This window comes from Curtobacterium sp. A7_M15 (assembly GCF_030705415.1).
In the GTDB taxonomy this organism is placed as follows: Bacteria; Actinomycetota; Actinomycetes; order Actinomycetales; family Microbacteriaceae; genus Curtobacterium.
In genome coordinates this window covers 1-18506 of sequence record NZ_JAUZED010000015.1, presented here as the reverse complement: position 1 = coordinate 18506, position 18506 = coordinate 1, and the positions used below count along the sequence as shown (strand labels likewise).

The window sequence follows — 18506 nt, the reverse complement described above, 5'->3', positions numbered from 1 at the left end:
GATGTCGCATGACGACGGATCCAAGCCCAGGCGTCAGGTTCCCTGGCTGGGGATCGCGAGCTTGCTCGTGACCGTGGTCAGGCTCCTGCACGACCTGTGGCGGAAGGGCTGAGACAGGGCGTCCCGCAACGGTGCAGACCGGTGCGGGACGCTCCCTCACCCGCGGGTGCGCGCCAACCGCCGGTTCAACGCCCCGTTCAACAGCGCCACGAGCAGCCCCACCGCGAACACCAGCGTGCCGAAGCACAGCACCTGCGGCGGCATCCCGGCCTTGGCGGCGCCGTACACGAACAGCGGGAACGTGACCGAGGGTCCGGCGACGAACGAGGTGATGACGTAGTCGTCGATCGACATCGCCAGCGCGAGCAGCCCCGCCGCGAGCATGCCCGGCGCGAGCAACGGCAGGGTCACGAGCCGGAACGCCTGGAACGGCGTCGCGCCGAGGTCCCCCGCCGCCTCTTCGAGTGCCCGCGACGTCCCGGCGATCCGCGCCCGGAGCACCACGACGACGTAGGCGACGTCGAAGGCCACGTGCGTGATCAGGATCGTCAGGAACCCGGTGCCGAGTCCGATCGACAAGAAGAACGACAGCGACGCGGACCCGACGACGATCGACGGTGCCGCGATGTCCGCGAACACGACGGCGTTGACGGCGCCGCGTCCGGGGAACCGGTAGCGCTCGAGTGCCAGGGCCAGCGGCAGCCCGATCGCGACCGAGATGACGGCGGCGAGGAACGCGATGACGACCGAGGTGACGAACGCCGCTCCGAGTCCGGAGACGTTCACGAGGTTCGCGTACCAGTACGTGGTGAACCCGTTCCACGCGAACGACAACCGGTTCGTCGGGGCGTCGTTGAACGAGTACGCGATCATGTAGACGATCGGCACGAGGGTGATCGCGATCGTGACCCAGTAGACGATCGCGAGCCACGGCCCGCGGCGGTTCACCCCGCGACGGCGGGAGCGCCCGGTGGTGGAACCGGTCTCGGTCGCGGACGGTGCTGCGGCCTGACGGGAGGGTGCGACGGCGGTCATACGAGGTCCTCGAGGTCGTCGGTGCCGGAGACCCGGGCGTAGATGAACAGGATGATGCCGAGCACGACCATGAGCACGGTCGAGAGCGCCGCGGCGACGTTGTACTGCTGGTTGCCGGAGTAGGCGTCCTGGATCGCCTGGCCGATGGTGTACGTGTTCGTGCCACCGAGGAGCGCGGAGTTCACCGGGTCGCCCACGCTGTCGATGAAGACGAGCAGGACGCCGGCGAAGACGCCGGACCGGGACAGCGGCAACGTCGTGTGCCAGAACGCCCGGACCTTGCCGGCGTACAGGTCGTTCGCCGCCTCGCCGAGCCTCGGGTCGATGCGCTCGAGCGCGGCGTAGATCGGCAGCACCATGAACGCGAGGTCGTTGTACGCGTTGCCGAAGATCACCGCGCCGCCGGTGCCGAGGATGTGGAAGTCCTTGCCGGCCAGGCCGATCGCCTGCAGGGCCGTGACGACGGGCCCCTGCGAGGCGAGCACGAACGCCCACATGTCGGTCCGGATGACGAACGACACGAGGAAGCTGACGAACACGAGCATGAGCAGCGGGTTCTTCCACCGCGGGGACACCCGGAACGCGATGAAGTACGCCACCGGGTACCCGACGATGATGGTCACGACCGTCGCCGCGACGCCATACCAGAGCGACCGGCCGAGGAACGTGAGGTACGGCACCTGCGGGTCGATGAACAGCGAGCCGTAGATCCCCCAGTTCCACGTGAAGGTGTAGCCGTCGTCCGGGTTGCCGGACATGAGGGAGACGATGAGTCCGGACACCAGGGGGATGACGAAGAACACCGCCAGGTACGCGGTGCCCACGACGGCGAGCAGGAAGGGCACCCGCAGCCGTCGTCGACCGGGGGCGCTCCCGAGAGCGGCGACCCCGGCCGTCCCGACGGCGCTCACGACTGCACCACCGCGTTGAAGATGCCGTTCCACTCCGAGTACTCGTCGTAGTTCTCGAACACCCGGAACTCGTGCGACTTGTCGAGCACCTCGGACGAGGGGAACACCAGCGGGCTGTCCGCCACGGTGGCGTCGTCGAGCTCGTTCCGGACGTAGTCCTCGGCGGCGGGCACCGGGCAGACGTAGTTGACGTAGTCCTCGACGATGCCGGCGATCTTCGGCGTGTAGTAGAAGTCCATCCACTCGAGGGCGGACACCGGGTTCGCCGCCTGCCGCGGGATCATGAGGTTGTCGTGCCACATCATCTGCCCTTCCTCGGGCGTGACGAACTTCAGGTGCTCGAACCCCGACTGCTGCGCCTGGAACACGTCGCCGGACCACGCCTGGGTGATCCAGGTGTCGCCGTTCTCGAGCTTGTTGATGTAGCTCTGGTCGTAGAACCCGGTGACGCTCGGTCGCAGCTTCCGCAGCCAGTCCTGCGCCGTCCGCCAGTCGGCGGGGGTCGAGGTCTCCGGGGCGATGCCGTTCGCGAGCAGCCCGAGCGAGCCGAGCTCGGTGTTGTCGCTCATCAGTCCGACGCGGCCGCGGAACGCCGGGTCGAGCAGGTCCTGGAACGAGGTGATCTCGCGGTCGATGTACTTCGGGTTGTAGGCGATCCCGGTGAATCCCGTCTGCCACACGACCGAGTGCTTGTTCCCCGGGTCGTAGGTCGGGTCCTTCACGGAGTCGCCGGCGTACTTCGCGAAGTTCGACAGCCGCGAGTGGTCGAGTTCGCACACGAACCCGTTCTTGATCATCTGGGTCAGCTCGAAGCCGTTCGTCATCACGACGAGGTCGTACCCGGTGGCGCCCTGCGCGCGGAGGATCGGCGAGACCGTGGCGTAGAACGTCGCGTTGTCCTGGATCACCGCCTGGTAGTCGACCGAGATGCCGGTGGCCTGTTCGAAGAGCTGGAGCGACTCGGACTTGCCGTGGTCGGAGTCGATGTAGAGCGGCCAGTTCGCGAAGTTGAGCTGCTTCGTCGCCTTCTGGTCCTTCCAGAACCGCTCCCAGTCCACCGGGTGCTCGGCGAGCGACGCCGCGGATCCCTTGATGCTGCAGCCGGCGAGCAGGGCGGCCACCGCGGCGGCCCCGCCGCCCGCCAGGAAGCCACGTCGGCTGACGCGTGCGGAAGTCAGTCCGCGCACCAGGTCCGGTCGCGTGCTCACGCGACGACCCCCGCGGGGGCGGGCGCGGACTGGAGGCGCGGGTCGGCTCCGGCGGTGACGGTCGCGTCGGACGCGGGGTGCGCCTCCAGGCCGAAACCGTGGTCGACTCCCCACGTGAGCCAGACCTCGGTGCCGGTGGCGATCCGTGGCCCGCCCTTCGAGTTCTGTGCGAAGACCGAGACGCGGCCGGCTCCCGGCACGTCCACGAGGTACTGGGTGCTGACGCCGGAGAACGACACGTCGACCACGCGGCCGGGACCGAGGATGTTGCGACCGGCCTCCGGTGCCGGCTCGGCGGTGCGGATCTTGAGCTTCTCGGGACGGACACCGACCACCACGCGACCGGTCGTCGAGACGGCCCGGTCGGTCGGGACGGCGACGGTGCCGGCCGCGGTGGCGACGACGAGCAACGGGCCGTCGGTGCCGCGGACCTCGCCCTCGAGCAGGCTCGACTGTCCGAGGAAGTTCGCGACGAACGCGGTGCGGGGCAGTTCGTAGAGCTCCTGGGGGCTGCCCATCTGCTCGATCCGCCCGCCGTTCATGACGGCGACCGTGTCGGCCATCGTCATCGCCTCTTCCTGGTCGTGCGTGACGTGCAGGAAGGTCAGCCCGACCTCGGCCTGGATCGACTTCAGCTCGAACTGCATCTGGTGTCGGAGCTTGAGGTCGAGGGCGCCGAGCGGTTCGTCGAGGAGCAGCAGGGCCGGCCGGTTCACGATCGCGCGGGCGAGGGCGACGCGCTGCTGCATGCCGCCGGAGAGCTGTGCCGGACGCTTCGACGCGGATCCCTCGAGCTCGACGAGCCGCAACGCCTCGGTCGCCTTCGTCATCGGGTCCGGGATGCGCCGACGCTTCAGCCCGAACGCCACGTTCTCGAGGACGCTCATGTGCGGGAACAGCGCGTAGTTCTGGAACACGGTGTTGACCGGCCGCTGGTACGGCTTCGTGTCGGTGACGTCGCGGCCGCCGATCGTGATCGTGCCGCTCGTCGGTTCCTCGAGCCCGGCGACGAGCCGCAGCGTCGTCGTCTTGCCGCACCCGGACGGGCCGAGCAGGGCGAAGAACGAACCGGCCGGCACGGTCAGGTCGAGGGTGTCGACGGCGGTGTGGCCGGGGAAGGACTTGGTGATCTGCTCGAGCCGGAGATCGGCCCCGGATTCGGCGAAGGTGCCGGTCATTGCCATGATGCCTCCTGCTGCTCGCGCTGCTCGGGTGGGGTCGGGTTCGGTCTCAGCCGATGTAGGACATGACGTGCTTGATGCGGGTGTAGTCGTCGAACCCGTACTGGGACAGGTCCTTGCCGTAGCCCGAGTGCTTGAAGCCCCCGTGCGGCATCTCGGCGACGATCGGGATGTGGGTGTTGATCCACACGCACCCGAAGTCGAGGTCGCGGGCGAAGCGCATCGCCCGCGCGTGGTCGGTCGTCCACACCGAACTCGCCAGGCCGTACTCCACGCCGTTCGCCCACGCGAGCGCCTGCTGCTCGGTCGAGAAGCGCTGGACGGTCTGCACCGGGCCGAAGATCTCCTGCTGCACGGCGCGGTCGTCCTGTCGGAGCCCGGAGACGATCGTGGCCTCGTGGTGGAAGCCCCGATCGCCGACACGGTGTCCGCCGAGCTCGATCGACGCGTGGTCGGGGAGCGTGTCGATGAACGACCGGACCTGGGCGAGCTGGTTCGCGTTGTTCACCGGGCCGAAGGACGGTCTCGCCGCGTCCGGGCCGGTCTGCGCGTCAGTCCTGGCTGCTTCGGTGAGCGCCGCCACGAACTCGTCGTGGATGCCGTCCTGGACGAGCAGCCGCGTGGCTGCGGTGCAGTCCTGTCCGGCGTTGAAGAACCCGGCGGCGACGATGCCGGTCACTGCGGCGGGGATGTCGGCGTCGTCGAACACGATCACCGGGGCCTTGCCGCCCAGCTCGAGGTGCGTGCGCTTGAGGTCACCGGCGGCAGCGCGCGCGACCTCGATGCCGGCGCGGACGGAGCCGGTGATGGACACGAGCTGCGGCGTGGGGTGGTCGATCATCGCGGCGCCGGTGGTCCGGTCCCCCACGACGACGTTGAGGACACCCGGGGGCAGGAACTCGGCGGCGACCTCGGCGAGGAGCAGGGTCGACAGGGGTGTGGTGTCGCTCGGCTTGAGCACCGTCGTGTTGCCCGCGGCGAGCGCCGGCGCGAACTTCCACACCGCCATGTTGAGCGGGTAGTTCCACGGGGTGACCTGGGCGACGACGCCGATCGGCTCGCGCCGCACGAACGACGTGTGGTCGGCCGTGTACTCGCCGGCGCTCCGCCCCTCGAGGTTGCGGGCCGCGCCGGCGAAGAAGCGGATCTGGTCGACGGAGAGCAGGATCTCGTCCTGCACGAGGGTCGCACGGGGCTTGCCGGTGTCGAGCGACTCGAGGTCGGCGAACTCGTCGGCCCGCTGCTCCATCGCGTCGGCGATCCGGAAGAGCGCGAGCTGCCGTTCGGCGGGGGTGGTCCGGCGCCAGGCCGTGAACGCGTCGCTCGCGGCGGCGAACGCCGCGTCGACGTCCGCGGCGCTGGACACCGGGGACCTGCCGTACACGTGTTCGTCGGTGGGGTCGACGAGGTCGAAGGCTGCGTCGGCGCGCACCTCGACCGAGGCACCGCCGATGAAGTTCCGGACCTCGCTCGTCCTCGTGGTCTCCAGCATGGCGGCGATACTGGCACGGAACGCGGCCGTTCGGAAGGACGGATCCGCAGGTTGTGGAGAACCGTAACAACGGAAATCGTCGTGAAACACGGAGTTCACAACTGAATCCCTTGCTTTCTGTCCGAGGGCGCTGTCATGCTGTCCGGCATGGCGGCAGCACCACGACGTCCGGGACCGATCGACGAGACCTCGAAACGGATCATCGAGCAACTCCAGGCAGACGGACGCCGCCCGTACGGCGAGATCGGCAAGGCGGTCGGTCTCAGCGAGGCGGCGGTCCGTCAGCGGGTGCAGAAGCTCACCGAGACCGGCGTCATGCAGATCGTCGCGGTGACGGATCCCATGCAGCTCGGGTTCCACCGCCAGGCGATGATCGGCATCCGGGTCAGCGGCGACACCCGAACCGTCGCCGATGCACTCGAACGGCTCCCGGCGGTCGACTACCTCGTCATGACCGCCGGGAGCTTCGACCTCATGGTGGAGGTCGTCTGCGAGGACGACGACGGCCTCATCGAACTGCTCAACGGCACGATCCGGGCGATCCCGGGCGTGGCCGCCACCGAGACCTTCGTCTACCTGCAACTCCGCAAACAGCTCTACGACTGGGGAACGCGATGACCATCTCCGAACGACCCTCCACCCGTCTCGGCTCCTACGACCCGTTCGCCCCGGTCGACGACGCCGCGCTGCAGCAGAAGTCACGCGACCACCTCTGGATGCACTTCGCCCGGCACGGCGCGAACCAGGCCGGTGCCGACGTCCCGATCATGGTCCGCGGCGAGGGGCACCACGTCTACGACAGCCACGGCAAGGAGTACATCGACGGGCTCTCCGGCCTGTTCGTCGTCGCCGCGGGGCACGGTCGGAAGCGCCTGGCCGAGATGGCCGCCAAGCAGGCGGAGACCCTGTCGTTCTTCCCGATCTGGTCGTACGCGCACCCCGCCGCGATCGAGCTCGCGGACCGGCTCGCCGACCACGCCCCCGGCGACCTCAACAAGGTGTTCTTCTCGACCGGCGGCGGCGAGGCCGTCGAGACCGCGTTCAAGCTCGCGAAGTACTACTGGAAGCTCCGCGGCAAGCCGATGAAGCACAAGGTGATCTCCCGCGCGGTGGCCTACCACGGCACCCCGCAGGGAGCGCTCGCGATCACGGGCATCCCGGCGATGAAGCAGATGTTCGAGCCCCTCGCGCCCGGTGGCTTCCGCGTCCCGAACACGAACTACTACCGCGCCGCCGAGATGGGCTTCGCCGGCGAGAGCGAGGAGGAGTTCGGCGTCTGGGCGGCCGAACGCATCCGCGAGATGATCGAGTTCGAGGGCCCGGACACCGTCGCAGCCGTCTTCCTCGAGCCGGTGCAGAACTCCGGCGGCTGCTTCACCCCGCCGCCCGGGTACTTCCAGCGGGTCCGCGAGATCTGCGACGAGTACGACGTCCTCCTCGTCTCGGACGAGGTCATCTGCGCGTTCGGCCGCATCGGCACCATGTTCGCGTGCGACACGTACGACTTCGTCCCGGACATGATCACGTGCGCGAAGGCGATGACCTCGGGGTACTCCCCGATCGGCGCGACCATCATCAGCGACAAGCTGTTCGAGCCGTTCTCGACGGGTGACACGACCTTCTACCACGGCTACACGTTCGGCGGACACCCCGTCTCCGCGGCGGTCGCGATGGAAAACCTCGACATCTTCGAGGAAGAGGGCCTGCTGCAGAACGTGCAGCAGAACGCCCCGCTCTTCCGGGCCGAGCTCGACACGCTCCGCGACCTGCCCATCGTCGGCGACGTCCGCGGCGACGGGTACTTCTACGGCATCGAGCTCGTGAAGGACAAGGCGACGAAGACGACGTTCGACGACGCCGAGTCGGAGCGCCTGCTGCGCGGGTTCCTGTCGAAGGCGCTGTTCGACGCGGGCCTCTACTGCCGTGCCGACGACCGCGGCGACCCCGTGGTGCAGCTCGCGCCGCCGCTCACCATCGGTCAGCCCGAGTTCCGCGAGATGACGTCGATCCTGCGGAGCGTCCTGTCCGAGGCCTGGACGAAGATCTGACGATGTCGGGCTACCGGGGCGTCTCGTTCTGGCTCGACGCGCTCGTCACGAGCGGTCGCGACGATCTGACGCCCCGTCCGCCGCTCGACGGCGACACCACCGCGGACGTCTGCATCGTCGGCGGTGGACTGACCGGTCTCTGGACCGCGTGGTACCTGCACCAGGCCGACCCGCGCCTCCAGGTCGTCGTCGTCGAACGCGAGATCGCGGGCTTCGGCGCTTCCGGACGCAACGGCGGCTGGTGCTCCGCGCTGTTCCCGCGATCCGCCGACGCGATCGCACGCGAGCACGGCCGCGACGCGGCCCTCGCCCTGCGGCGTGCCATGCGCGACACCGTCGACGAGGTCGGGCGTGCAGCGTCCGAAGCCGAGGTCGACTGCGACTACGTCAAGGGCGGCACCCTGCTCTACGCACGTTCCGCGGTGCAGGAACGCGCGGCCCGCGACGAGGTCGCCGCCTCGGCCGCGTGGGGCGACGACATGACGTACCGCGACGCAGGCCCCGGCGATGCCGCCGGATCGGCCGGCGTCGCGTGGACACCCGACTGCGCGCGGGTGCAGCCCGCGGCGCTGGTGCGTGGCCTGGCGGCGGCCCTGGAGGCGCGGGGCGTCCGGATCGCGGAGCACACGCCCGCCGTGTCGTGGGGTCCAGGGCACGTGGTGACGTCGCGCGGGACCGTCACGGCCGGCGCCGTGGTCATCGCCGTCGAGGGCTACGGTGCGCAGCTCGAGCAGACGAAGCGACGGGTCCTGCCGCTGTACTCGCTCATGATCGCGACCGCCCCGCTGCCCGCCGCCGCGTTGGACCGCATCGGTCTGGAGCACGGCCAGACCTTCTCGGACTACCGACACCTGCTCGTGTACGGACAGCGGACCGCCGACGACCGTCTCGCGTTCGGCGGACGGGGAGCACGGTACCACTGGGGGTCCGCGATCACGCCGGGGTACGACCGGGTGCCGCGCGTGTTCGAGCACCTCCGGAAGGCACTCGTCGACCTGTTCCCCGCCGTCGCGGACGCGCCGATCACGCACACGTGGGGCGGCCCGCTCGGCGTCCCGCGCGACTGGTGCGCCTCGGTCACGTGGGACGGCCACGTCGGCACCGCCGGCGGCTACGTGGGCGACGGGCTGTCGACGACGAACCTCGCAGGGCGGACCCTCGCCGACCTGGTGCGGGGTGTGTCCTCGCCGCTGACCGCCCTGCCGTGGGTGAACCACCGCTCGCCCGACTGGGAGCCGGAACCGCTGCGCTTCCTCGGGGCGAACGCCGGACTCGTGGCGACCGACCTCGCCGACCGCGAGGAAGCGCTGACCGGACGGCCGAGCCTCGCCGCACGGCTGATGGCGCCCCTGACCGGAGGACACTGATGGACGCCGATGTCGTCGTCGTCGGCGCCGGGGTCTCGGGGCTCGCCGCCGCACGGGCCCTCGTGCAGGGCGGGAAGCGGGTCGTCGTGCTCGAAGCCCGGGACCGGATCGGCGGTCGCACCTGGACCGACGACGAGCTCGGCGTGCCGATCGACCTCGGTGCCTCGTGGATCCACGGCATCGACGGCAACCCGCTCTGGTCCCTCGCCTCGGCGTTCGGGATCGAGACCGTCGAGTTCACGGTCGGCAGCTTCCAGTTCGACGGTCGGCCGATCGGGTGGCACGACCCATCGGGTGCCCCCCTGACCGCGGAGCAGGCCGCGGCGTTCGCCGCCGACCTGCACACCGTCGACGCGGCCCTCGACGCGGTGGTCGCACAGGCTCCGCCGCCGTCGACGTACGCGTCGGCCGTCGACACCGCGCTGCGGTCGCTGGGGTGGCAGGGCGACCGGGCCGCCCGGGTCCGCGAGTACACGGCGCACCGGTCGGAGGACCTCTGCGGAGCCCCGGTCACCGTGCTCGACGCGCACGGCCTCGACGAGGAGCACGTCCCCGGCGACGAGGTCGTGTTCCCGGGTGGGTACGGCCAGTACGCTCGCGCACTCGCCGCCGGACTCGACGTCCGTCTGTCCTCGGTGGTGGGATCGGTCCGCTCGTCGTCCGCGGGCGTGGTCGTCGGGCTGGCCGACGGCAGCACCGTGTCCGCCACGGACGTCGTCGTCACCGCCCCCCTCGGTGTCCTGCAGGCCGGCGCGATCACCTTCGAGCCGCCGCTCGACCCCGCCGTCCTCGACGCGATGGGGCGACTCGGCATGGGCGTCTACGACAAGGTCTTCCTGCGCTTCCCGGAGCGCTTCTGGGGTGACGACTGGGTCGTGCGGCAGCAGGGTCCGGCCGGCGTCGACTGGCACTCCTGGTACGACATGTCCCGGGTGACCGGCGAACCGCTGCTCGCAGCGCTCGTGGGCGGTGCCGGCGCTCGGCGGATCGAGTCGCTGCCCGACGCCCTCGTCGTGGACGAGGCGGTCGAGGCGCTGCGCCGCATGTTCGGGTCCGCGGTCCCGGAGCCGGACGGCGTGCGGATCACCCGGTGGGCGGCGGACCCGTTCGCGCGCGGGTCGTACTCGTACCTGCACGTGGGGGCGTCACCGGACGACCACGACCTGCTCGGCAGCCCGTGCGGCCGGGTGCAGCTCGCTGGTGAGGCGACGTGGGGTGACGACCCCGCGACGGTGCACGGCGCGCTGCTGTCCGGGCTCCGGGCGGCGGGGCGGTTGCTCGGGCGCGAGGTGTCGGCCGGCTCGTTGGCGGAGCCGCTGCCCGGGGCCGGTTCGTCGGCGGAGCCGCTGCCCGGGGCCGACGAGCCGTCCGGTCGGGCGTGACGCTCCGTCAGTCGAAGGGCGGGGTGTCGGCCGAGCACCGCACCTCGTCGCCCGGCCGCGACGAGGTCTCGCGCGCGATCTCGCGCTCGCCGTCGAGCAGGATCCGGCACGTCGCCGTCGCGCCGCCGCCCGGGGTCGCCCGCACGGACGCCCGCTGCCCGGCGAGGACGATCGCATCGTGCTCCCAGCGCGACCCCTCGCCGTCCGAGGCCGCGGTCTGCTCGGCGCCGAGCCGGTGGACCTCGGGCGCTTCGCCGCGCCGATCGGCACCCTCGACCCGCACGTCGCTGAGCGAGGCGCCGCCCGGCTGGTCGACGCGGACCTCGTAGGTCACGGACCACGCGTCGCCGGTCTGCTGCTGGACGAAGCTGCACCCGGTCGCGAGCACGGCGACGGACCCCGCGACGACGGCGGCGGCCAGGAGACGGACGGTGGGACGGTTGCGTTCGGACATGCCACCAGCCTGCGCACCCACCGGCCGCGGATCGTCCCCCGCGCGTGGCGACCCCGTGCGACGTGGGGTCGATCCCGGGTCCTCCGAGCGGTTGACATCGGTTCCGTGCGCCCGCGAGGTCAGTACCGTCGACCGCATGGGAACCGTGCTGCCAGGCGTGATCGCGTTCGTCGTCGGGACCGTCCTCGCCGTCGGGGCGCTCGTACCGTGGACGGCGTGGGAGTACCGCCGCCACGGGCAGCTCGGGTTCCGACGCTCGCTCGTCGCGTTCGGCACGCTCGTGTACGCCCTCGCGCTCGTCACGTACACGCTGCTGCCGCTGCCCGACGACGTCGCGACGATGTGCCGGAACGCGGCCTCGCCGCAGCTGACGCCGTTCGCGTTCGTCGGGGACGTGGCCAAGGAGGGTGGCATCTCCGGCCCCCGATCACTGCTCGCCAACCCGGCGTCCGCGCAGGTCCTGTTCAACGTCCTGCTCTTCGTGCCCCTCGGAGCACTCGCACGGCACGCCATCGCCCGGAACCGCGTGCTCGTCGGCCTGCTCATCGGACTCGGCGTCGGGTTCGTGGCCTCCCTGCTCATCGAGACGACGCAGCTCACCGGCGACTGGTTCCTCTACCCCTGCTCGTACCGACTCTTCGACGTCGACGACCTGCTCGCGAACACGACGGGCGCCGTGCTCGGCACGCTCCTCGCCCCGCTCGTGGGAGTGCTGGCCGGTTCCGGCCGGAACACCGACGCGGGCGCCCCGCGTCCGGTCACCGCCGCACGCCGGTTCTCGGGCATGCTCGCCGACGTGCTGTCGATCTGGCTCCTGTCCGGCACGTTGAGCGTCGGTACCGCCCTGGTGTGGGCGATCTCCGGGCGGGACGACCGGGACCCCGTGCTCGACACGCTCATCACCGCCGGTGCCCTGGTCGCCCCGTTCGCCCAGCTCGTGATCGTGCTCGCGACGGGCCGCACCCTGGGCGAGCACGTCGTCCGGCTGCGTCCGACCCCGACACCGGGGACCGGGAGGCGCGTGGTGCGCTGGGCGCTCGGCTCCGGCGGGTGGGCGGCACTGCTCGCCCTGGACGTCCCGTTCTCGGCGTTCCTCGCCTTCGTGCTCGCGGTCACGTCGGTCGTCGCGGTGTGGACGACCCGTGGTCGGCGCGGGTTCGCGCTCGCGGTGATCCGCGCGGAGGTCGAGGACGACCGGGCATCGGCGCGCGTCGGCTGAGCGGGTCCCGACGGGTGCCCCGCGGCGGCGAGAGCGCTGGACACCCTGGACTCAGCCCTTGCGCCACACGTCGTGCGGGAACCGGGCCAGGGTCACGAGCAACGCCGCGATCCCCAACCACGGCACCTGACGGCGTCGACGCGGTTCGTCGTCGGAGGACACCCGAACCACCTTCCGTGTCAGCGCCGGCGGACACGAAGAGCAGGGGCAGAGGGACGTGCGACCCGACGGTGATCGGGTTACACTGCCTCCGAGTTCAAGCTCGGGACGCCTTGTGTCCCTCGTTCTCCACTCGGAGAGCAATTCGAAGCCCATCGCTGTTTCCCCAGCGGTGGGCTTCATCCTTGCTCGGGCCGCGTCCCGGCGGTCGCGCGGTCTGCGATCAGCCTACTGATGTTCTACGTTCCACAGGGCGTGACGCGGGCGTCGTACTGACCGGACCCTCACGGGTCGCACGGGCCCGGAACGATGTCGGAGTGCCACACTCGGACCCGTGACGACGACGCGGACCACACCCACGCACGAGCACCGCGGGCCGGTCGCCGTCGCCGTGCTCGTCAACCTCGCGCTGAGCCTGTTCCTGCCCGACGAGGTCCTCTTCTTCCCGTCCTGGGTGGTCCCGCTCCTCGGCGTCCTGCTCCTCACACCGCTCATCGTCTTCAACCCCCGGCGGCTGACGAGAGAGACGACCTGGTCGCGCTGGTTGTCCACGGGCCTCGCGGTCCTGCTGACGGTGGCGAACCAGCTGACCGTCGTCCGCACGCTCGACGAGCTGCTGCACGGCCACCCCGACGGCGGCGCGGTGCTCCTGACCGCCCTGCAGGTCTGGGTGAGCAGCATCATCGCGTTCGGGCTCGTGTACTGGGAACTCGACCGAGGCGGCCCGGTCGCCCGACGGCAGCCGGGACTGTGGGTGACCGACCGCGCCGACTTCCAGTTCCCGCAGGAGACCGACCCCAAGACTGCCGGCTGGCGGCCGGTGTACCTCGACTACCTCTACGTCGCCCTGACGAACATGATGGCGTTCAGCCCGACGGACACGATGCCGATGACCGTCCGGGCGAAGATGATCATGGCCTACCAGTCGATCGGCGGCTTCATCCTGCTGGCGCTCGTCATCTCGCGCGCGGTGAACATCATCAGCTGACCGGGCGGGCGACGAGCTCCTCCGACACGTCCCAGAGCCGAGCGGCGTCCTCATCGCGGAGCAGCGGCGCCCACGGCTTCCGCAGGCCAGCCGGTCCGCCGAGCTGCCCCGGGCCGGTCGGACCGACGAATCCGCCGTCGAGGTCCGCGTCCGTCGCCGCGAGCAGGGCCGGCTCCGCCGCCGAGGCGGGCGTCCCGACGATGAGACCGCGCGCCGACAACCAGCGGATGAGCCGGACGGCCACGGTGTCGCCCGAGCGTCCGATCTCCGGGCGGGCGGCGAGCAGGCTCGTGGGGGCGACGCCGGGGTGACTGACCGCACTCGTGATCCCCCAGCCATCAGTCCGGCTCCTTCGGCCGAGCTCGAGGGCGAAGAGCGCGCACGCGAGTTTCGACTGCCCGTACGCCCGGGCGACGTCGTAGTCCCGCTCCGACTGCAGGTCGTCCCAGCGGATCGAAGCCCGCTGCGCCGCGACGCTGGACTGCATCACGACACGACCGTTCGCGGCGCGCAGCAGCGGGAGCAGCCCCCCGACGAGCGCGACGTGCCCGAGGTGGTTCGTCCCGAACTGCAGCTCGAAGCCGTCCCGGGTCGTCTGCCGCTCGGGCGGGTTCATCACGCCGGCGTTCCCGACGAGGACGTCGATCGGGGTGCCCTCGGAGCGCAGCCGCTCCCCGAGCGTCGACACGGACTCGAGCGAGGACAGGTCCAGGTCCTCGAGCACGACGGAGGCATCCGGGTGGTGCGCGGTGATCCGGGCGACGGCAGCCGCCCCCTTGTCGCGGTTGCGCACCGGCACGACGACCTCGGCTCCGGCGCCGGCGAAGCGCCCTGCGATCTCGAGTCCGATGCCGTCGCTCGCTCCGGTCACCAGTACCCGACGTCCGTGCAGGTCCGGGAGGGAGATGGGTTCGTTCCGTGCCATGGTCAGCCGCTTCCGTCGTGGTGAGTGCCGCTCCGGCACCCGAGACGATCGTCGCCCCGGCGAGCGCCCGCAACCACGGCCTGACGATCCGTGGCTGCGGTCGCCGCCCCGGGAGAGGATGGGCGCATGATCGACAGAGTCTCCCTCGCGGACTTCCTCCGAAGCCGTCGGACGGCCCTGCAGCCCGAGGACGTCGGCCTGCCCAGGGGTCAGCGTCGCCGCACGAGCGGGCTCCGGCGCGAGGAGGCGGCGCTGCTGAGCAACATGTCCGTCGATTACTACGCTCGCCTGGAACGGGAGCGCGGGCCACAACCGTCCGACCAGATGCTCGCGTCGATCGCGCAGGGCCTGCGCCTCACGATCGCGGAGCGCGACCACCTCTTCCGCCTCGCCGGACACGAGCCGCCCACCGCGGCCTCCGGCGGCGACCACGTCAGTCCCGGCATGATGCGGATCTTCGACCGGCTGGCCGACAGTCCCGCCGAGATCGTGACCGAGCTGGGCGAGACGCTGCAGCAGACGCCCCTCGCCGCCGAACTCACCGGCGACGCCAGTGGCCGACGAGGCGACGACCGGAGCATCGGCTACCGCTGGTTCGCCGATCCGCGGGCCCGGGACCTCCACCCGGTCGAGGACCACGCCTTCCTGTCCCGGATGTACGCCTCGGGTCTCCGCGGCGCCATCGCTCGCCGCGGACCCGCGTCCCGTGCCGCACACCTGGCCGAACGGCTGCTGGCGACGAGCGAGGAGTTCCGCGAGGTCTGGGCGCGCCACGAGGTCGGCATCCGCCCGCGTGACGTGAAGACCTACCGCCACCCCGAGGTCGGACTGCTCACCCTGCAGTGCCAGGTGCTGCAGGACCCCGACAGCTCGCAGAACCTGCTCGTCTACACCGCCGAACCGGGGAGTGAGAGTGCCGAGCGACTCCAGCTGCTCGCCGTGATCGGCTCGACGGCCAGCCGCGCCTGATCCGACGCGGGGGTTGCGCTCGTTGATCGCACGATCAACAATGGCGTCATGGACGTCAGCACCGGCACCCCGCAGCCCTCCCCCCTGCACGAGGACACCGGCCACCCCCGGCGCCGGGTGCGGGTCGGCCTCGTCCAGTCCCGGTGGCTCGAGGACCCCACAGCCCACCGTGCACAGCTCGCGGACGGCATCGCGACCGCGGCGGCGAACGGTGCCACCGCCGTGTTCCTCCCGGAACTGACGCTCTCGCGCTACCCGGGCGACACCCCGGCGACCGGTACGCCGAAGGATCTGGCCGAGTCGCTCGAGGACGGTCCGACGGTCGCGTTCGCCCGCGCCCAGGCAACGGCGCACGGGGTGTTCGTGCATGCCTCGCTGTACGAGCGGCCGGCCGCCGACGACCACCCCGAGGACCCGCGCGGCTACAACACCGCCGTCCTCGTCGCCCCGGACGGCACGCTCGTCGGGCGGACGCGCAAGACCCACATCCCGATCAGCGCCGGCTACTACGAGGACACGTACTTCCGCCCGGGTGCCGACGCCGACGCCTTCCCGGTGTACGAGCACGCCGGGCTCGGCGCCCGCGTGGGTCTGCCGACCTGCTGGGACGAGTGGTTCCCCGAGGTCGCCCGGTCCTACGGCCTGGCCGGCAGCGAGGTCCTGGCGTACCCGACGGCGATCGGTTCCGAGCCGACCTTCCCCGCGTTCGACACCGCCCCGATCTGGCGGCAGGTCATCGTGGCGAACGGCATCACGTCGGGCCAGTTCATGGTCGTCCCGAACCGCTGGGGCGACGAGGGCGACATCACCTTCTACGGCTCGTCGTTCATCTCCGACCCGTTCGGCCGCGTGCTGGTCGAGGCTCCACGGGACGCGAGTGTCGCACTCGTCGCCGACCTCGACCTCGACGCCCGCACGGAGTGGCTGCGGCTCTTCCCGTTCTACGTCACGCGCCGCCCGGACCTGTACGGCACGCTCGTCGCCCCCGTCGACGAGGAACGCCACGCGTACGGCGCACGCGACGCGATCGAGGCAGCGGTCGAGGACCACGCGACCCGACGGCAGCAGGCGACCACGCGAGAGGACGCGACCCCCACCGGACGCGAGGTGCGCGCATGACGTGGGCCATGCCTCCCGAGACCGCCCCCCAGGAACGCACCTGGATGGCGTTCCCGCGCCCCGGTCTCACGCTCGGCGACGACCCGGCGAGCGCCGAGGCCGCACGTGCCGTGTGGGCGGCGACCGCGAACGCGATCAGCGAGTACCAGGCCGTCACCGTGGTGGTCGACCCGGTCGCCCGTGGCGATGCCCGACGCCTGCTGGCCGGCGCGGTCGACGTGCTCGAAGCGCCCCTCGACGACTTCTGGATGCGCGACATCGGTCCGACGTTCGTGGTCGACGAGGTGACCGGCGCCCGCGGCGCGGTGGACTGGGTCTTCAACGGCTGGGGCGCGAACCCGTGGTCGACGTGGACGCGCGACGCCGAGGTCGCCGCCACCGTGGCCGCAGCCGCCGGTGTGGAGCGGATCCCGTCACTCCTCGTCAACGAGGGCGGTGCGATCCACGTCGACGGCACCGGACGCGTGCTCGTCACCGAGACGGTGCAGCTCGACCCGCGCAGGAACCCCCACGCCGACCGCGCGCGGGTGGAGCAGGAGCTGGCCCGGACGATCGGCGCCCCCGACGTGGTCTGGCTTCCCCGGGGTCTGACCCGCGACTACGACGGCTTCGGCACCCGGGGGCACGTCGACATGGTCGCGACCTTCGCCGGAGCGTCGATGGACACGGTCCTGCTGCACGCCCAGCCGGATCCCGGGCACCCGGACCACCTCGTGATGCCGATGATCCGCCGGGCGATCGAGGAGGCGACGGACGCCACCATCGTCGAGCTGCCGGCACCTGCGACGCTCGCCGACGCCGACGGGCCGGTCGACTGGAACTACGTGAACCACGTCGTGGTGAACGGCGCGGTGATCGCGTGCGGGTTCGGGGAGCCGGTGGCGGACGACCGCGCGCGGGGCATCCTCGCTGAGGCGTACCCGGGGCGCGAGGTCCGGACGATCGACGCGCGCGAGGTGTTCGCGCGCGGTGGCGGGTTGCACTGCATCACGCAGCAGGAGCCAGCCGCGCCGCCCACCGCCTGATCAGACCGCGGGTGCACCCAGTCCCACCCGCGGCTGCAACCAGTCCAGCCCCGCCGCGAGCGCCGCCCGTGCCGTGACCCAACTGTGCCGCCCGCCGGGCACGACCCACGTGGCGACGTGCACCCCCGCCGCCCGGGCACGCCCGGCCATCACGGGCATCACGGGCCCGTAGGTGGTGTCCAGGGCGCCCGCCGCGAAGAATGCGTTCGAGTCCCGGAACGGCGCCCCGGCACGGAGCAGGGCCGCCGGCTGCGCAGCCGCCCACGCCGCCCTGCTCCCACCGAACCCCTCGTCGACGGTCTTCGCCTCGCTGCCGAGCGTGGGTCCGTCCTCTCCGGAGACGTCGACGAGGTTGCCGAACCTCGAGGGGTCGCCCGCCCCGAGCTGGATCGCACACGTCCCGCCCTGTGAGAACCCGCCGATGGTCCACGCGGACGCCGCCGTCTGCACCCGCAGGTGGCTGGTCACCCACGCGGGCACGTCCTCGGTGAGGTAGGTCCGGCTGTTGCCGAGCGCCCCGTCGACGCACATCGGGTTCGCCGACCGCGGGCCGAGCTGGTCGGGGACGACCACGATCGGTGCGAGACCCCGGTCCAGGGTCGCCAGCGCGTCCATCGTCTGTTCGATCTGTCCGCCGGTCTCGACGTCCTCCGGCCCGGCTCCGCGGGACTGGCCGGACAGGAGCACGTCGACCGGCAGGGCCGGCGGATCGGCGACCAGCGCGGCCGGGGGGAGGTAGAGCAGAGCCTGACGTGCGACGAAGTGCGATCGTGTCGCCGGGATGGTGACCCGGAGCAGCCGCCCCTGCGCAGGGAGGTCGGCCGGTGCGGTCCACGTGCTCGCCAGGTCGAGGCTCGACGGCTGCGGCGTCGTCCCCGGCGCCTCGGCGGCCGGGATCCCGCCGGTGGCCCCGGCGGTCGGTGCGAGCGTGGTCGGACGGGCGGTCGGCGTCGTCGTCGCGCGGGCCGTGGAGGCGCGGCTCGGCTCCGCAGCGACAGCCCGCCCGGCAGCGGCGGAGCCCGTT

17 protein-coding genes are annotated in these 18506 nt (G+C 71.4%); 9 read left to right on the top strand and 8 right to left on the bottom strand.

All coding sequences use genetic code 11. The features are described from left to right. Positions 1-156 precede the first annotated feature (156 nt). The 5 genes from Q7F20_RS04830 to Q7F20_RS04810 are packed head-to-tail and all read right to left on the bottom strand — an operon-like array spanning position 157 to position 5827. Positions 157-1035, bottom strand: a complete 879-nt coding sequence (locus Q7F20_RS04830) for an ABC transporter permease (protein WP_305738976.1) — start codon at positions 1033-1035, stop codon at positions 157-159. Continuing rightward, positions 1032-1946, bottom strand: coding sequence for an ABC transporter permease (locus Q7F20_RS04825; protein WP_305738975.1), 915 nt, complete (start codon positions 1944-1946; stop codon positions 1032-1034). Before Q7F20_RS04825 ends, Q7F20_RS04830 begins: the two co-directional genes overlap by 4 nt. Beyond that, the gene (locus Q7F20_RS04820) at positions 1943-3154 is read right to left on the bottom strand and encodes a PotD/PotF family extracellular solute-binding protein (protein ID WP_305738974.1); all 1212 of its coding nucleotides are present in this window, start codon (positions 3152-3154) and stop codon (positions 1943-1945) included. The genes Q7F20_RS04825 and Q7F20_RS04820 overlap by 4 nt, the downstream gene beginning before the upstream one ends. Then, entirely contained in the window at positions 3151-4338 is a 1188-nt protein-coding gene (locus tag Q7F20_RS04815) for an ABC transporter ATP-binding protein (RefSeq protein ID WP_305738973.1), read from the bottom strand. Before Q7F20_RS04815 ends, Q7F20_RS04820 begins: the two co-directional genes overlap by 4 nt. A 46-nt stretch (positions 4339-4384) precedes the next feature. Next, positions 4385-5827: an aminobutyraldehyde dehydrogenase gene (locus Q7F20_RS04810; RefSeq protein WP_305738972.1), complete on the bottom strand. Its 1443-nt coding sequence runs from the start codon at positions 5825-5827 to the stop codon at positions 4385-4387. Between the two features lie 135 nt (positions 5828-5962). Here Q7F20_RS04810 and Q7F20_RS04805 point away from each other — a divergent pair, with 135 nt between their 5' ends. From Q7F20_RS04805 to Q7F20_RS04790, 4 genes are all read left to right on the top strand, one after another. After that, positions 5963-6445, top strand: coding sequence for an Lrp/AsnC family transcriptional regulator (locus tag Q7F20_RS04805; RefSeq protein ID WP_370871619.1), 483 nt, complete (start codon positions 5963-5965; stop codon positions 6443-6445). Between the two features lie 98 nt (positions 6446-6543). Next, a complete protein-coding gene (locus tag Q7F20_RS04800; RefSeq protein ID WP_370871621.1) occupies positions 6544-7875 on the top strand; it encodes an aspartate aminotransferase family protein in 1332 nt (443 codons plus the stop codon). Positions 7876-7877: 2 nt separating this feature from the next. Beyond that, positions 7878-9242: an FAD-binding oxidoreductase gene (locus tag Q7F20_RS04795; protein WP_305738969.1), complete on the top strand. Its 1365-nt coding sequence runs from the start codon at positions 7878-7880 to the stop codon at positions 9240-9242. Continuing rightward, positions 9242-10624, top strand: a complete 1383-nt coding sequence (locus Q7F20_RS04790) for a flavin monoamine oxidase family protein (RefSeq protein WP_370871618.1) — start codon at positions 9242-9244, stop codon at positions 10622-10624. Before Q7F20_RS04795 ends, Q7F20_RS04790 begins: the two co-directional genes overlap by 1 nt. Positions 10625-10631: 7 nt before the next feature. On the opposite strand, the gene Q7F20_RS04785 is transcribed toward Q7F20_RS04790, so the two are convergent. Next, positions 10632-11078, bottom strand: a complete 447-nt coding sequence (locus Q7F20_RS04785) for a hypothetical protein (protein ID WP_305738968.1) — start codon at positions 11076-11078, stop codon at positions 10632-10634. Between the two features lie 136 nt (positions 11079-11214). Between Q7F20_RS04785 and Q7F20_RS04780 the strand changes: the two genes are divergently transcribed. Next, a complete protein-coding gene (locus Q7F20_RS04780; protein WP_305738967.1) occupies positions 11215-12297 on the top strand; it encodes a VanZ family protein in 1083 nt (360 codons plus the stop codon). Between the two features lie 493 nt (positions 12298-12790). Further along, on the top strand, positions 12791-13444 hold the full coding sequence (locus Q7F20_RS04775) for a DUF1345 domain-containing protein (RefSeq protein ID WP_305738966.1): 654 nt from the start codon (positions 12791-12793) through the stop codon (positions 13442-13444). Here the strand turns inward: Q7F20_RS04775 and Q7F20_RS04770 are convergent. Further along, on the bottom strand, positions 13437-14369 hold the full coding sequence (locus Q7F20_RS04770) for an SDR family oxidoreductase (protein ID WP_305738965.1): 933 nt from the start codon (positions 14367-14369) through the stop codon (positions 13437-13439). The two genes, Q7F20_RS04775 and Q7F20_RS04770, sit on opposite strands and share 8 nt — an antisense overlap. Positions 14370-14495: 126 nt before the next feature. Here Q7F20_RS04770 and Q7F20_RS04765 point away from each other — a divergent pair, with 126 nt between their 5' ends. The 3 genes from Q7F20_RS04765 to Q7F20_RS04755 are packed head-to-tail and all read left to right on the top strand — an operon-like array spanning position 14496 to position 17482. After that, positions 14496-15338: a helix-turn-helix transcriptional regulator gene (locus Q7F20_RS04765; protein ID WP_305738964.1), complete on the top strand. Its 843-nt coding sequence runs from the start codon at positions 14496-14498 to the stop codon at positions 15336-15338. A 48-nt stretch (positions 15339-15386) separates the two neighbouring features. Next, positions 15387-16457 carry a nitrilase-related carbon-nitrogen hydrolase gene (locus tag Q7F20_RS04760; protein WP_305738963.1) on the top strand — a complete coding sequence of 357 codons (1071 nt, stop codon included), beginning with the start codon at positions 15387-15389 and terminating at the stop codon, positions 16455-16457. Beyond that, positions 16454-17482: an agmatine/peptidylarginine deiminase gene (locus Q7F20_RS04755; protein ID WP_305738962.1), complete on the top strand. Its 1029-nt coding sequence runs from the start codon at positions 16454-16456 to the stop codon at positions 17480-17482. Before Q7F20_RS04760 ends, Q7F20_RS04755 begins: the two co-directional genes overlap by 4 nt. On the opposite strand, the gene Q7F20_RS04750 is transcribed toward Q7F20_RS04755, so the two are convergent. Beyond that, on the bottom strand, positions 17483-18506 hold a 1024-nt coding region (locus Q7F20_RS04750; RefSeq protein ID WP_305738961.1), incomplete at its 5' end, for an esterase family protein. It lies immediately after the preceding gene.

What these genes read in the sequence shown, in the direction of transcription:
- Q7F20_RS04810 (WP_305738972.1), bottom strand. Translation starts at nt 5,827, where the DNA reads ATGCTGGAGACCACGAGGACGAGCGAGGTCCGGAACTTCATCGGCGGT.
- Q7F20_RS04760 (WP_305738963.1), top strand. Translation starts at nt 15,387, where the DNA reads ATGGACGTCAGCACCGGCACCCCGCAGCCCTCCCCCCTGCACGAGGAC.
- Q7F20_RS04830 (WP_305738976.1), bottom strand. Translation starts at nt 1,035, where the DNA reads ATGACCGCCGTCGCACCCTCCCGTCAGGCCGCAGCACCGTCCGCGACC.
- Q7F20_RS04795 (WP_305738969.1), top strand. Translation starts at nt 7,878, where the DNA reads ATGTCGGGCTACCGGGGCGTCTCGTTCTGGCTCGACGCGCTCGTCACG.
- Q7F20_RS04805 (WP_370871619.1), top strand. Translation starts at nt 5,963, where the DNA reads ATGCTGTCCGGCATGGCGGCAGCACCACGACGTCCGGGACCGATCGAC.
- Q7F20_RS04780 (WP_305738967.1), top strand. Translation starts at nt 11,215, where the DNA reads ATGGGAACCGTGCTGCCAGGCGTGATCGCGTTCGTCGTCGGGACCGTC.
- Q7F20_RS04790 (WP_370871618.1), top strand. Translation starts at nt 9,242, where the DNA reads ATGGACGCCGATGTCGTCGTCGTCGGCGCCGGGGTCTCGGGGCTCGCC.
- Q7F20_RS04765 (WP_305738964.1), top strand. Translation starts at nt 14,496, where the DNA reads ATGATCGACAGAGTCTCCCTCGCGGACTTCCTCCGAAGCCGTCGGACG.
- Q7F20_RS04770 (WP_305738965.1), bottom strand. Translation starts at nt 14,369, where the DNA reads ATGGCACGGAACGAACCCATCTCCCTCCCGGACCTGCACGGACGTCGG.
- Q7F20_RS04815 (WP_305738973.1), bottom strand. Translation starts at nt 4,338, where the DNA reads ATGGCAATGACCGGCACCTTCGCCGAATCCGGGGCCGATCTCCGGCTC.
- Q7F20_RS04800 (WP_370871621.1), top strand. Translation starts at nt 6,544, where the DNA reads ATGCACTTCGCCCGGCACGGCGCGAACCAGGCCGGTGCCGACGTCCCG.
- Q7F20_RS04755 (WP_305738962.1), top strand. Translation starts at nt 16,454, where the DNA reads ATGACGTGGGCCATGCCTCCCGAGACCGCCCCCCAGGAACGCACCTGG.
- Q7F20_RS04785 (WP_305738968.1), bottom strand. Translation starts at nt 11,078, where the DNA reads ATGTCCGAACGCAACCGTCCCACCGTCCGTCTCCTGGCCGCCGCCGTC.